Raw genomic sequence first — 14,247 nt, forward strand, 5'->3', positions numbered from 1 at the left:
TTATTTTTAATCGTTAACACAGGCTGATGAGTGAGCCGTATGCCATCTACACTTACTCTTGAGATGATGCGCATCAACAACAAGGATTATTATCATGAAATTAGCCGTTTTTCCGATTATTGCCGTCCTTTTCACGCTACCGGGCCCGGCGCAGGCTGACTCGGCTTACGGCGGGTTACAGTCGGTTCACGAAAAGAACACCGTACTCAAGGATTTGCGCAAGCTTTGCACCCCACAGGGGTCGCCATCAGATGAAGTGTGGGAAAAAACAATTATGTCTGATACGCGCAATCAGCAGCATATTCGCGAAGCCATTGTGGCGATAGAAAGAAATAATCAGAACAACTACTGGGAAGCGCTTGGCAAAGTTGAATGCCCTGATTTATAGCCATTATGTCGGAAAATGAGCACTGTAACCGGTTTCCGTATCGCAAAAACACGTATTGTTGCCACAACGAATAAAGAGTAAGGGAGCAACAATAATGCGATACCGTTTTCCTGCGAACTTCTGGTGGGGCAGTGCCTGCTCCGCGCTGCAAACGGAAGGTGATAGCCTCAACGGCGGCAAAAGCCAGACCACATGGGATGCGTGGTTCGACCGCCAACCGGGTCGTTTCCATCAGGGCATTGGCCCGGCGAACACATCCACGTTTTATCAGCATTGGAAACAGGACATCGCCCTACTCAACCAGCTGAAACATAACAGCTTTCGTACATCACTGAGCTGGTCACGCCTGATCCCAAACGGCACGGGTGAGGTGAATCCAGAGGCCGTTGATTTTTATAACAACGTTATCGACGAGTTACTGGCTCAAGGTATTACGCCCTTTATCACCCTGTTCCATTTTGACATGCCGATGGTGATGCAGGAGAAAGGCGGCTGGGAAAACCGTGAAGTGGTCGAGGCATTTGGCCACTATGCACAGACCTGCTTTAACTTGTTCGGCAATCGGGTGAAGCACTGGTTCACCTTTAACGAACCGATTGTCCCGGTAGAAGGCGGTTATCTGTATGATTTTCACTACCCTAACGTGGTGGATTTCAAACGCGCCACGACTGTGGCGTACCACACCATCCTGGCACATTCGCTGGCGGTTCGGGCCTGGCGCGTCGGAGGTTATGACGGCGAAATTGGCGTAGTGTTGAATTTAACGCCTTCTTATCCTCGCTCGCAAAATCCGGCAGATGTAAAAGCCGCACACCATGCAGACCTGCTCTTTAACCGTAGTTTCCTCGATCCGGTGCTGAAAGGTGAGTACCCGGCAGACCTGGTAGAACTGTTGAAAGAGTACGATCAGCTGCCAGCATGTCTCCCCGGCGACAGCCAACTGATAGCTGATGGCAAAATTGATCTGCTGGGCATCAATTATTATCAGCCGCGTCGCGTGAAATGTCGCGATAGCGCAGTCAATCCGAACGCACCGTTTATGCCGGAATGGTTATTTGATTACTACGAAATGCCGGGACGTAAAATGAACCCTTACCGTGGCTGGGAAATATATGAGCCGGGTATTTACGATATTATTACCAACCTGCGTGATAATTACGGCAATCCGCGCTGTTTTATTTCTGAAAACGGTATGGGTGTCGAAAATGAGCAGCGTTTCATCCAGCAGGATCAGATAAACGACAGCTATCGTATTGAATTTGTCTCTGAACATCTGAAATGGCTACATAAAGGCATTAGCGAAGGCTGCAATTGTCTTGGCTACCATATGTGGACCTTTATTGATAACTGGTCATGGCTGAACGGATACAAAAACCGCTACGGTTTTGTCCAGCTCGATCTGGAAACGCAAAAACGTACGGTGAAAAAGAGTGGCGAATGGTTTGCTCATACCGCCGGGCACAATGGTTTTGATTGAGAAATGAACAGGCGGCCGGATGGCGGTGCAAACACCGCATCCGGCAATATCCGATAAGATTATTGATCCGCTTTAATACGGACTTTCGCCGCCACCAGAAGCGCCGTCAGCAGCATCAGAGCACCTGAGAGCATCAGGGGAGACAGCAAACCAAGGTTATCGAGCGCATACCCGCCAATTGCGGCGCCACAGGTGTTAGCCAGTTGGATCACGGCGACCTGAACGGACCCGGCTTTCTCTGCCTGATCGGCCAAAGAACGGGTGATCCACGTCGACCAGCCGACCGGTACCAGCGCAAACGACAGCCCCCAGATAATCGCAATTGCAGCTGCCACCACTTTGTCACTCCCCCACAGAATCAGCACCAGCGCGCAGAGCGCGAGCACCAGCGGCGCACCGGCTAATGCCAGTTTGACCGAACGTTTCAGGATAACCGACGAGAGCGACGTCCCGACAAAACTGGCAATACCAAAGCTCAGCAGCACCAGCGTCAAACCATCCACATCAAATCCCGCCAGATTCATGTACACCGGGCGGATGTAGGTAAAGAAGGCGAACTGCCCGGCAAAGGACATGAAGATAGCAATCATGCCAGCCATTACCCCCGGTCGTTGCAGCAGACTAAACATGTTTTGTTTCTGGTGTGATGGCTCACCGGGCAGCGAAGGCAGCGATTTCACCACCCAGATGGTGCACAGCACGCCCATCACCGCCGCGGCATTAAAGACGTTGCGCCAGCCAATGATGCCGCCTAAGAAGCTCCCCAGCGGGGCGGCAATGACCAGTGCGATAGAGACTGCACCAAAGATCACCGATAACGCTTTCGGCACCGTCCGTGCAGGAACCAGACGCATGGTCAGCGATGCCGACATCGCCCAGAACCCGCCAAGCGCCAGACCGAGACAGGCACGACCAATCAACAACAAGGTAAACGAGTTGGCAAAGGAAACCAGCAGGCAGGAGATCGTCAGCAGCACCGAAAAGAGGAGCACCACGTAGCGACGATCGGTTGCCTGAATAATTTGTGTCACAAACAGGCTGGCAAACATGGCGACAAACGCCGTTACGGTCACCGATTGTCCGGCAACACCTTCCGAAATACCGAGATCCTGCGCCATTGGCGTCAACAAACTGACGGGCAGAAATTCAACGGTTATCAGGCAGGCAACACAGAACGCCACGGCGAATACCGCCGACCAGTTCGGTCGGGCATTTGCCTCAGCGCGGGATTTTTGTTCAATAGCGTCACTCATTTTGTTACCTGCGTGGGTTCATTGTAGAAAAGTTACGCAGTGTAACACTAAAAGTGTGACGCATTTAACGCTTCAGCAACTGTTTGCCGTCGTATAGCAACGTTGTCTTATCCGGTCTACGACAGAGTGCCGTTGTTAGATCACCTAAACCTCGCGTGCAGCCCTTGCCAGCCCGGTTATCCACTCCTGGTGACCATTAATCATCGGATTGGGTAGCGTGCGCGCCAGCTCCTGTGCCGGAACACCACGCTGCGACTCCTGCGTCAGAATACGTACGCGCCCGCCGGGTAAATCCTCAAACAGCCAGGCATGGACAACATCCAGACGCGAATCAGCATCCCCTTCCGCCCAGCCGTGCCAGGCAATACGCGCAGCCTGACCATCGACCGGTGGTACATATTCGATGGCCTGCGCTTCAATTGGGAAACCAAAAGTTGTGAAACGGAAACGGGCGTTCATACTCAGAAACGGTCCGGAGCCATCGTGAAACCGGATATCCGCCACATTGCTGTAATACGTCGGCCAGCGCGTTGTGTCGTTGAGCTGCGCCCAGACAGCGCGGGCGCTCAGTCCGGCAACAATGATTTCATTGGAGGCAAAGTTATCGGTCGCCCCTGGCAAATACGCTTGCGGCCAGATAATTGCACTTTGTTGAGTCGCTTGTTTCATGATGAACCTCGTCGTGTGAGTTAACGAGGTTCATCATGCGCGGGAGAGAGATATAAATATAATGACGATTAAAAATATCCGTCATCACATATTTTGATATCAGTGCAACCAGTGCACCCCATCTTCAGGTTGAAAAAAGGCGTTATAGCGCATCTGAAACGCATTTATCTCCTGCATATCCGGCTCCATTTCGCGCAGAAAACCCAGCGCCAGGCGTACCTGTGCGTCGGTAATCGGCGCGGCCAGCCGGGCTTTTTGCAACACCCGGTGCCACTGCAGCAGATTCTGTTCACTACCGTCAACAATGACGATTTGCCAGATTAGCAGCGCCTGGGCGGCATTTTGCAGATGCGATTCGTCAGGTCGATGAAGGTACTGTAAAAACGCCTCTCCCTGCACTTTCCCCATCTGATCGATCATTGATTCTACCGGCACAACATCAATACTCAGACGTTCGCTCAGACGACGAATCGCGCGCCGTGACCCGGACGTCAGTACCCGAAAACCCACAACAAAAACAACAACCAGCGTGGCCAGTATTATCCAAATCATGCGCACATCCATTACCAGACAGGACGCCCATCATAGCGGCAAATTCACCGGTGTCGACGACTGAACGTGTCATAATGTGACTTATCGACCCCATGAGCAGACATCATGAAATCTGATATCAGAACCCTCGATCTTAATCTGTTGAAAACGCTGGATGCCCTGCTGGATGAACGCAACGTTACCCGGGCGGCGCAGCGACTGTCGCTCACCCAACCAGCGGTTAGCGGCATGCTAAACCGTCTGCGTGATTATTTTGACGATCCGCTGTTTGTCCGCACGCCGCACGGTATCGTCCCGACACTACGGGCTCGCGCGATGGCAGCCCCCATCAAACAGATCCTCAGCGACATTGATATCCTGCTTAAGCCCGCGCAGTTCGACCCACTCACCGAAACGCTCACCTTTACCGTCGCCGCTACCGATTACGCCCTTAAAGCGGTGATCGTGCCGTTTATCGCCGCGCTTCGCGCACGTGCGCCAGGTATTCGTGTGCGGGTCGTTCCCGTTGAGCCGGAGCAGCTAACAACACAGTTTGAGCAGGGTAAAATTGACCTGGCGCTGCTGACGCCGGATTCAACACCGGATAATTTGCACAACCGCCCGTTATATAACGAAGAGTATGTCTGTCTCATGCGTCATGATCATCCCGATGCCCACCAGGCGTTAACACTCGATCGCTTCTGCGCGCTGGAGCATGTGCTGGTTTCTTATAAGGGCGAAAATTTCTGGGGGGTCACCGATGATGCGCTGGCAGATGTCGGACGAAAACGACAGATTGGTTTGTCAGTCAGCAGTTTTCTGGTTCTGCCGGATATCCTCGCCATTAGCGAGATGATTGCCGTCGTCCCTGCCCGACTGGCCTATACCGATCCCCGGATGCACGTTGTATCGCCGCCGCTGCCCATTGCTGGTTTTACTAAAAGTATGGCCTGGCACGAACGCACGCACCGCGATGCGGCGCATCAGTGGCTACGCAATCTGGTGCATGCAACCAGTCAATCTAAAACATAAAAAAACCCGCCATAAAGGCGGGTAAAAGTTACCACTACACACTTAAGCGACTTTCAATTGCTGGAGCTTTTTCTCGCGGCGAATTTTACGTTCTTCAAACACGGCCACGATAGCCATCAGGCAGATACAACCGATAGCGGCGGTATCCAGCGCGGCGAAGGTACCTGCCCAGCCAGTCAGACCGAAAACCGGTGTACCGTCAGCAATCATCCCCAGACCCAGCTTGGCGAAGCTGTCACCGATCAGATAGGCGAATGTCCCTTTAATCCCATCGGCAGCGCCGATTGCTTTTTTCGGCACGAAACCAACGGCGGCAACACCAATTAACAACTGCGGACCAAACACCAGGAAGCCGAGAGCAAACAGCGAAGCCAGATAGACATACTGGTTGCTGGCGTGCTGGTAAACACCCAGTGTCGCAATGATTAATGCCAGTGCCACACAGGCCACCAGCGCCCGGCGACCGTTTGCCAGGTCAGAGAGCCAGCCCCACAGCAGCGTACCGACCAACGCCCCCACTTCAAACAGGGTAAAGCCCTGAATCGCCACTTCTTTGGAGAGCTTCAGTTCCTGGAACGCGTACACGGTAGACCACTGGTCGATACCAATACGGACCACATACAGGAAAATGTTGGAGAAGCACAGCAGCCAGATCACTTTGTTTTTCAGCACATACTCAACAAAGATCTGCCACTTGGTCATGTCATTTTCTTCGGTCTCTTTATCTTCTTCGCTGATCTCTTCACCGAACAGCTCTTCAGCTTTCCCCAGACCATAAGATTCCGGGGAGTCGCTGCCATAGCGCAGGCCGATAAAGCCAACAATCAGGGCGATAATCGATGGGAAGATAAACATGCCAATGACGTGACCGTCGAACAGGTAGTTGGCACCAAACAACGCCACACCCGCCGCACCGGCACCACCGAGGTTGTGGGAAATGTTCCACATACCGAGGTAAGAACCACGTTTACGGCGAGGTGTCCATTTGGTGATGGTGGAATAACTACACGAACCGCCAGTACTCTGGAAGAATCCGCTCAGCGCGTAGAAGGTAATCATCAGGAACAGGCTGGTTGAGCCTGCGCCCATGCTGGCACTGAAGCCGAGCATACAGATAGCAGAGAGGATCAACATAAATGGCAGGAACTGCTTGGTGTTTTTGCCATCCGCATAATAAGAAACCAGCGTTTTACCCACGCCGTAGGTGATGGAGAAGCCCAGGCCAATCATCCCCAACTGCGTCATGCTCAGCCCGTAGGTGGAGATCATGTCGTTCTGCGCGATGTTGAAGTTTTTGCGGATCAGATACATGGTCAGGTAGCCAATAAAGACCACCAGATAAGACTGCATGAACGGTTTGAACCACATTTTACGCCGCACATCGAGCGGCAGATCCAGGGTTGGCTTGCGCACCTGGTTTAAGAAGGCCAGCATAGGACTCTCCGGGCTAATTTTTATACCTGCGAATAGCAGGCATTGTAAAAATCAGCCCGGGATCACGCCTGAGACAGCGTCCAGGTGAAACCGGGAAAATTTCTTAGTTTTACCCCACTTGAGGCAAAAAGGTGAGATACATCACGCTTCGCCAGGCTCACGCGGCGCCTGGGCATTCAAAAACGGTAGCAGCAACAGTGCCGATATCCCTGCTGCGATGGCGATAACCACAAAGAATCCGGTCCAGTGCCAAACCTCCATCACCTTCGCCAGTGGCCAGCCGGAGAGCGAGGCTCCCAGATAAGCGAACAGCCCGACAAACCCGGTCGCCGCCCCTGCTGCCTCTTTGTGCGAGCACTCCGCCGCCGCCATACCAATCAGCATTTGCGGGCCAAAGACGAAGAATCCGGTGGTGAAAAAGCACGCCGCCTGCATCACGTAGCTGGCGAACGGCATCAGCCATAGCGAACCGACGGAAAGTAAAATCCCGGCGGCGAAAATCAGGTTCATTGGCCCTCGATTGCCGTTGAACAGCTTATCTGACCCCCAACCCGCCACCAGTGCCCCGATAAACCCGCCCAGTTCAAACATGGTCACCGCAGTATTGGCGGTCACCAGATCGACCCCCAGCGTTTCTGACATGTACAAATTACCCCAGTCGTTGATCGCCGCACGCACCACGTACACCAGCACATAACACAACGACAGCAGCCAGATATAGGGATTCAGCAACACATAGCGGGTGAGAATTTCTTTGCGGGTTAAGCCTGCGCCCTCCTGCTGCTGGGCAATTTCTAACTCATCGTGTCGCCAGTCGCCAACCGGGGGTAAGCCAATCGCCTGCGGCCTGTCGCGCAATCGCCAGCACAGGAAAAATCCCACCACAATCGCCAGTATTCCGGCAATCATCATTCCTGCACGCCAGCCATAATGCAGCGCCGTCGCCGCCATCACTATCGGGATCAGCGCCCCGCCGACGTTATGCGCGGTGTTCCATAGCGCCCACCAGCCACCGCGTTCGGTACGCGAATACCAGGCCGTCAGCAAACGGGCGCATACCGGCGATCCCCAGCCCTGGAAGAACGCATTCAGTGCCCACAGTAACGCAAAAGCCCACAGCGAGGTGGAGAAGCCAAACAGGATGTTCACCACGCCAGTGGCAATCAAGCCAATCCCCATAAAATAGCGGGCGTTGGAACGATCGCTGACGATACCAGAGACAAACTTCGACAGGCCGTAAGTGATGTAAAACAGCGTTGCCAACAGGCCAATATCACTGCGGGTCAGTACACCGCTGGTCAGGATATCAGGCACCGCCGCGTTGAAGCTTTTGCGCGTGAAATAAAACAGCGCGTAACCAAGCCAGATGGTGGTCAGAATATGCCGCCGCCAGTAGCGATAGCGGGCGTCCACCTCGCGCTTATCAGTAATGAGTGGCGCATTGGCCGGGGCTTTTAGAAACTGAAACATTGCCATTCCTTACACATAACGCTGAGGCAAAGAGACGCTGACCCGCGTACCGTGCGTACAGGATATCGAAAGCTTACCGCCGAGGGCCGTAATACGCTCACGCATCCCGGTGAGGCCAAATCCTTGCTGATCCGAACCCGGCGGCAGGCCGCTGCCATCGTCCTCAATCACCAGCATCAACCGCTCATCCTGTAGCCAGCCCTGCAACGTCACCGCGCTGGCATTGGCATGCTTAACAATATTATTCAGTCCTTCCTGGCAGACGCGAAACAGCGTCACCCGCTGACTTTCGCTGAGTTCTGATTCATCAATATGCCAGTCGAGATGGCTGACGATACCGCGACTTTCCAGCTCCATTTCCCGCATCAACGAACGGATAGCCTGCTCCAGCGTTAAATCATCTAACTGGCGCGGGCGTAAACGCCCCAACAGGCGGCGTACCGAATCGTATACCCCGAGTGAAAGCTGCTCGATATGCGCCCCACTGCGCTTTACGCCCACATTCTCCGGAGCCAGCCGCTGAACGATACCGGCCTGAGTACGAATAGCGGTAATGGTCTGCCCAATGTCATCATGCAGTTCACGTGCCACGTCGCGACGTACGCTTTCTTCGGTTTCCAGCAAACGCTCCGCCAAACGATGATTGCGTGCCAGCTCGTTTTGCAGCGACTGGTTGAGTTCACGCAGGCGCTGGATCCCCGCGCCGAGCAGCAGCCCGGTCAGGCTTTGCGCCAACAGCGAGAGCAGTAAATCAACGGGATGATCGTGCCAGGTCTGGCTGGCAATCAGCGCGATGGCATTCATCAGCGTGGCGATCAGCGCCCCCTGCCAGCCATAGTGCCAGGCAAGTGCAATAATCGGCAGCGCCAGGCAAAACGGCGTAAAGCGTGACAGCTCATTCGGCAGGCCCAACTGCAACCACAGGCTGACACTGAACAACAGCAAATACCAAACCAGATGTCGTGCGCGCCAGTTCACGGGTTGAGAAACCACCGCCGGTCCCAGCGGCAGCCAGGTGGTGCTGGTCAGATAGTGCCAGAACACCAGGCAGATCGGCGCCAACGTCAGCCCCCCGGTGAGTGTTAGCAGCAGCACGGTCCACGCCTCTTCACCTTGCCCAAGCCATGGTAGCGATTGCAGCAGTGCCGCCGCAGTCAGTGCTGCCCCCTGTAATAACAATGTGCGCCAGTCACGCTGATGGCGGAAGCGTGAGGTCAGTGCGACGGGAAGTAAAGTGAGAAAGCTACCGATCACCAAAAGTGGCAAATGGGACAGCGCCACTTCCTGCGCCAGCCAAAACAGAAGCAGCCATTCCGCACCCAACAGTACCGGCCAGTAGCCGCGCGGGCATTGCAGCATCAAGCCCAGGCGCAGGCCAAATGGAAACAGCAGCACAGCCAGCTCCGGGCGTTCAACCAGATGCAGGCTGATGCTCCACAGGCAAAACCATGCAGCAGAGAAGATAAAAAAGCAGGCAACAAGGGTGACTAACCGGGAAAAGAACGTGTTCATTGCCAGCCGTCAAACATCCGCCGTGCCAACTCAACATCGTTGCTTACGCCCAACTTTTCCATCAGGTTGGCGCGGTGCACATGTACCGTTTTTGGTGACAAGCCCAGTTCAGCCGCGATCTCTTTGACTGCCATCCCTTGCGCCAGTTTTTCTGCCACCTGACGTTCGCGTTTGGTTAGCGGGTCCTGACGCCCGGCCGCCAGTTTGACGGCGATGTCCGGCGTTAAATAGCAGCCGCCGGTTGCCACGGTACGCACCGCGGCAATCAGCTCATCGGGGCTACAGCGTTTTGAGAGGAAGCCTCGCGCCCCTGCGTTCAACGCCTGCTCCACCAGCGCCGGGCTGTCGTGGACGGAGAGCATGATAATCGCCATGCCTTTTGGCAACTGGCTTAACAGTTCGAGTCCGGAAATGTCAGGCATAGAGATATCGCAGATACAGACCTGCACGCCGCGTCCCGGCAATCCTGCCAGCGCCTCGTTACCTGAGCCAAACTCAGCCACAACCTGCAAATCGGGTTCCAGCCCCAACAGTTGGGCAAACCCGGAACGGACGATAAGGTGATCGTCAATAAGGGCAACGGTAATCATGGGTTCATCCTGGCAGGTATAAAAAACGCGCTTACCTTAACGATAAGCGCGTTGCTGTTCAAGCCTTGAGCGGCTTACTCAAAGAACACAGTGATTTTGTTAAACATCGACGGGTCGGACTGGTTACGCGCCACTTTCACCACATCTTCCAGTTTGTCGATCTGGCTTATCATCTGTTCCAGACGTTGATCGTCGTTAACCAGTAGCCAGATGCGACTCTGGTCGCTGCCCTGAATCGGTAGACAGAGGATACCTTCCACGTTGAACGCACGGCGGGCAAACAGCCCACAAACGTGGGTCATTACACCCGGGTGGTTGCGTACGGTGAGTTCCAGGATTACGTTGTCATGAGTCTGCTGTTGCATGGCTTATTCCCCCACCATTTCAGTGTTTGCCGCACCCGGCGGTACCATCGGGTACACTTTTTCTTCTGCATCAATACGTACGTGGATCAGCGCCGGTCCTGGACGATTGATTATCTCCTGCAGCGCCGCCTGTGGATCCGCTTCATGATTTAAATCGCAGGTTTCCAGACCAAAACCGGCGGCAATCTGCATAAAGTTAATCATCCCCGGATAGGTCGCAGCAAACACACCTTGTTTATAAAACAGGCTTTGTTGCTGATACACCAGACCCAGTGCTTCGTTATTCATCAGGATGATTTTAATATCCAGCTGATTTTCACTGGCAGTCGCCATTTCCTGAATATTCATCATCAGGCTGCCGTCGCCGGAGAAGCACAGCACTTTCTTGTCCGGGTTCGCCAGCGCCGCACCAATCGCTGCAGGCAGACCGAAGCCCATGGTGCCCAGACCACCAGAAGTCAGCCACTGACGTGGGCGATTCAGTGGGTAGGCCTGCGCCGCCCACATCTGATGCTGACCCACGTCGGTGGTAATGATGGCGCTGTCGTCCACGCAAGCCGCAACAGCGTTAATCAGTCCATAATGGCTGAGCGGATCGCTTTCCTGTGGAATGGTACACGGGAATTCACGCTGCAAATCCGCCACCATTTGATGCCACACGTCGCGCGACTGCGCCTCAATCAATGGGATCAACTGTTCCAGTACCTCATTCACATCCGCCTGAATTGCCACATGCGGCTGTTTGATTTTACCCAGCTCAGCACGATCGATATCCACGTGGATTATTTTTGCATTCGGGCAGAACTGCTCGGTTTTACCTATCGCCCGGTCATCAAAACGTGCGCCAAGAACAACTAATAAATCAGCCTCTTGCAGAATAAAGTTGGTGCTGCGTGCGCCGTGCATGCCCAGCATGCCTAACGACAGCGGATGCGCTTTTGGCAACATGCCCAGCGCCATTAAGGTCATGGTGGTGGGCAGCATCGCTTTTTCCGCCAGCTCACGTACACGCTCAGGTGCGTTAATCACGCCGCCACCGAGGTACAACACCGGACGTTGTGCCGCATTAATCATGGCGGCAGCATCGCGAACGCTGTCCGCGCTAAAAGTTGGCGCAGGGGCTTTTTCTGCAGGCTCCGGCATCTCTTCAATTTCAAATACGGCTGTTTGAATGTCCTTAGGTATGTCTATCCACACCGGGCCTGGGCGTCCTGACTGCGCAATGCGGAAGGCATCGCTCATGACCTGCGGTAATTCATTGATATGGCGAACCAGATAATTATGTTTGGTGATGGGGATAGAGATGCCGTAGGTGTCAACTTCCTGGAAGGCGTCAGTGCCGATCATTGAGGCCGGAACCTGCCCGGTGATACACACCAACGGAATAGAGTCCAGGCGTGCATCGGCGATAGCAGTAACCAGGTTAGTTGCCCCCGGCCCGCTACAGGCCATACACACCGCCGGTTTACCCTCGGTTCGTGCCATCCCCTGAGCGATGAACCCCGCCCCCTGCTCGTGGCGTGCCAGGATATGACGGATTTGCGTGCTTTGGCTTAAGGCGTCGTAGACGGGGAGAATTGAGCCGCCAGGAATACCGGTGACCACTTTAATTCCCTGACGTTCCAGGAAATGAACGATGAATTCTGCGCCCGTAAAGCGCGTACGCTTGGATGTGATGCCCGAACTTGCCATGCTCCAGTCCTTTTATTCTGGGCCTTTGCTCCGGGCAGGTCTCTTATACGAAAAACCCCGCCCGGTTTGCGCCGGCGGGGTTTTGGAATCGTGTGTTGTTCCGGACCCTACGGCGCATTGCCGACGACCACCACCACACGCACGACGACCGCTGCGCGAGATGGCGCAGTTTTTAGTAGGGTCGCAGTCAGCATGGAAGGGTTCATTAGGGACCTTGTCTGTTTGTTGGTTAACAGGATTTATACAAACACAGGTTTTTCAGCGTGACAATGGAAAATTTTTCATCTGCGCAAAAATGCGTCAAAGATCACGTTTAGCTGTACACAATGTAAAAACAAAAAACCCCGCCGCGGCGAGGTTTTTTTCAGGGTTTGCGGCTGGTAACCGCAGAACACACTGTGTTACGTCAACGCAAGAAGTATACGCGAACGTGAACGAACGCGCAATTTAAGGCACGGATTTTGACGTTTCTGAGTATGGATCGCTTTGCGGGTTTTGTCCATAAAATACTGTTCATATATACAGTATTTATCTATACTGTGAATGTTCGCAGTGCGCGAGGGGGCCGCTGTTTTACCGGCGCATCAAAGTCCTGGCTGAAACGGGTGGTGCCGTCAGCGCCTTAACCCCCTAAGTGAGCACACTGTGTTACGTCAACAAAGGTGCTGGCAACAGGCAGCGGCGAGGTACGCCAGCACCGTGCTCCTTGTACCAAAAGGAGAGCGTATGAGCCTCGTGGATATCGCTATTCTTATCCTCAAACTCATCGTTGCAGCACTGCAACTGCTTGATGCTGTTCTGAAGTATATAAAATAGTTCAGATTCAAGTCGCACTTAAGGGGAGCGGGCTATCACCTGCTCCCCTTTCACCTTCTCTCAGGTGCTTGTGTCGCGCCAATATGTTACATTTTTATGACATTCTCAGGGAAGAATAGTGCTATGACCCTTTCTGTTTTCTGCATTTTACTGTTCGCCGCGCTGCTTCATGCCAGCTGGAACGCCATTGTTAAAGCAGGAAATGACAAGCTGTACTCGGCTATCAGCGTGAGTGGCTCGGCTGCGATTATGGCTCTGATTCTCTTGCCCTTCGCCCCCCAACCCTCTGCCGCCAGCCTGCCGTTTTTGGCGATTTCAACCGCATTACAGGTGGTGTACACCGTACTGGTTGCCAAAACCTATCAGGTTTCGGACATGAGCCAGACCTATCCCATCATGCGCGGCACTGCCCCATTGTTGGTCGCTATCATCAGCGTCCTGTTTCTCGGCGATAGTCTGTCAATACTGGCCTGGGTGGGGATTGCCACAATCTGCCTGGCGATCCTCGGCATGGCATTTAACGGCCGTAGCAGTTCGCAACGAGGGATCGTTCTGGCGCTCATTAATGCCTGTTTTATTGCCGGCTATACGCTGGTTGATGGCACCGGTGTTCGGCTTTCAGAGACTGCACTGGGCTACACGCTCTGGACCTTCTTCCTGAACGGCTCCTGCTTGTTGAGCTGGGCGATGATTGCCAGACGCCGCGAAGCCTCCCGCTATCTGGCGCACCAGTGGAAGAAAGGTATTCTTGGCGGTATTGGCACCATGGGCTCTTACGGACTGGCACTGTGGGCGATGACTCAGGCCCCGCTGGCGGTGGTAGCCGCACTGCGTGAAACATCCATTCTGTTTGGCGCACTGCTCGCCTGGTTGCTGCTAAAAGAGAAAGTCGCCGGAGTACGCCTTATCGCTGCCGGAGGTATTGCCGCCGGCGCAGTATTGCTACGTTTGTCATAATCGCGCTGTCGACCTGATGCAATCCGGCAACATTTGTTGCCGCTATTTGTTTACATTTCCT

The 14,247-nt window shown here is 54.0% G+C and carries 15 protein-coding genes; 5 read left to right on the plus strand and 10 right to left on the minus strand.

What is annotated here, in order from left to right; translation table 11 throughout:
- Positions 1-94 precede the first annotated feature (94 nt).
- Together OGX95_RS15210 and gmuD are read left to right on the plus strand one after the other, a co-directional pair.
- The gene (locus tag OGX95_RS15210) at positions 95-388 is read left to right on the plus strand and encodes a YicS family protein (RefSeq protein ID WP_286630024.1); all 294 of its coding nucleotides are present in this window, start codon (positions 95-97) and stop codon (positions 386-388) included.
- 94 nt (positions 389-482) lie between these two features.
- Positions 483-1,865 carry a 6-phospho-beta-glucosidase GmuD gene (gene gmuD, locus OGX95_RS15215; protein ID WP_286630025.1) on the plus strand — a complete coding sequence of 461 codons (1,383 nt, stop codon included), beginning with the start codon at positions 483-485 and terminating at the stop codon, positions 1,863-1,865.
- A 59-nt stretch (positions 1,866-1,924) separates the two neighbouring features.
- Here gmuD and nepI read toward each other — a convergent pair whose 3' ends face one another.
- From nepI to OGX95_RS15230, 3 genes are all read right to left on the minus strand, one after another.
- Positions 1,925-3,118, minus strand: a complete 1,194-nt coding sequence (gene nepI / locus OGX95_RS15220; protein WP_286630026.1) for a purine ribonucleoside efflux pump NepI — start codon at positions 3,116-3,118, stop codon at positions 1,925-1,927.
- A 144-nt stretch (positions 3,119-3,262) separates the two neighbouring features.
- The gene (locus OGX95_RS15225) at positions 3,263-3,787 is read right to left on the minus strand and encodes an SRPBCC domain-containing protein (RefSeq protein ID WP_286630027.1); all 525 of its coding nucleotides are present in this window, start codon (positions 3,785-3,787) and stop codon (positions 3,263-3,265) included.
- Positions 3,788-3,886: 99 nt separating this feature from the next.
- Positions 3,887-4,339: a DUF1198 family protein gene (locus OGX95_RS15230; protein ID WP_286630028.1), complete on the minus strand. Its 453-nt coding sequence runs from the start codon at positions 4,337-4,339 to the stop codon at positions 3,887-3,889.
- A 105-nt stretch (positions 4,340-4,444) separates the two neighbouring features.
- Between OGX95_RS15230 and OGX95_RS15235 the strand changes: the two genes are divergently transcribed.
- Entirely contained in the window at positions 4,445-5,350 is a 906-nt protein-coding gene (locus OGX95_RS15235; protein ID WP_286630029.1) for a LysR family transcriptional regulator, read from the plus strand.
- A gap of 42 nt (positions 5,351-5,392) precedes the next feature.
- On the opposite strand, the gene uhpT is transcribed toward OGX95_RS15235, so the two are convergent.
- From uhpT to ivbL, 7 genes are all read right to left on the minus strand, one after another.
- Complete coding sequence (gene uhpT / locus OGX95_RS15240) at positions 5,393-6,784, minus strand: hexose-6-phosphate:phosphate antiporter UhpT (protein WP_286630030.1); 1,392 nt, start codon at positions 6,782-6,784, stop codon at positions 5,393-5,395.
- 141 nt (positions 6,785-6,925) lie between these two features.
- Positions 6,926-8,254, minus strand: a complete 1,329-nt coding sequence (locus tag OGX95_RS15245; protein ID WP_286630031.1) for an MFS transporter — start codon at positions 8,252-8,254, stop codon at positions 6,926-6,928.
- A 9-nt stretch (positions 8,255-8,263) separates the two neighbouring features.
- A complete protein-coding gene (uhpB, locus tag OGX95_RS15250) occupies positions 8,264-9,766 on the minus strand; it encodes a signal transduction histidine-protein kinase/phosphatase UhpB (protein WP_286630032.1) in 1,503 nt (500 codons plus the stop codon).
- Entirely contained in the window at positions 9,763-10,356 is a 594-nt protein-coding gene (gene uhpA, locus OGX95_RS15255) for a response regulator transcription factor UhpA (protein WP_286630033.1), read from the minus strand. The genes uhpB and uhpA overlap by 4 nt, the downstream gene beginning before the upstream one ends.
- Before the next feature lie 74 nt (positions 10,357-10,430).
- A complete protein-coding gene (ilvN, locus tag OGX95_RS15260) occupies positions 10,431-10,721 on the minus strand; it encodes an acetolactate synthase small subunit (RefSeq protein ID WP_045448917.1) in 291 nt (96 codons plus the stop codon).
- A gap of 3 nt (positions 10,722-10,724) precedes the next feature.
- On the minus strand, positions 10,725-12,413 hold the full coding sequence (gene ilvB, locus OGX95_RS15265) for an acetolactate synthase large subunit (protein WP_286630034.1): 1,689 nt from the start codon (positions 12,411-12,413) through the stop codon (positions 10,725-10,727).
- Between the two features lie 107 nt (positions 12,414-12,520).
- Positions 12,521-12,619 (minus strand): ilvB operon leader peptide IvbL, encoded by a 99-nt coding sequence (ivbL, locus tag OGX95_RS15270; RefSeq protein WP_003827118.1) that lies wholly within the window; start codon positions 12,617-12,619, stop codon positions 12,521-12,523.
- A 520-nt stretch (positions 12,620-13,139) separates the two neighbouring features.
- Here ivbL and tisB point away from each other — a divergent pair.
- Together tisB and OGX95_RS15280 are read left to right on the plus strand one after the other, a co-directional pair.
- Positions 13,140-13,229 (plus strand): type I toxin-antitoxin system toxin TisB, encoded by a 90-nt coding sequence (gene tisB, locus OGX95_RS15275; protein ID WP_003840643.1) that lies wholly within the window; start codon positions 13,140-13,142, stop codon positions 13,227-13,229.
- A gap of 123 nt (positions 13,230-13,352) precedes the next feature.
- Positions 13,353-14,186: an EamA family transporter gene (locus tag OGX95_RS15280; protein ID WP_286630035.1), complete on the plus strand. Its 834-nt coding sequence runs from the start codon at positions 13,353-13,355 to the stop codon at positions 14,184-14,186.
- Positions 14,187-14,247: the final 61 nt, after the last annotated feature.

This window comes from Citrobacter sp. Cu233 (genome assembly GCF_030332225.1).
GTDB lineage: Bacteria > Pseudomonadota > Gammaproteobacteria > Enterobacterales > Enterobacteriaceae > Citrobacter.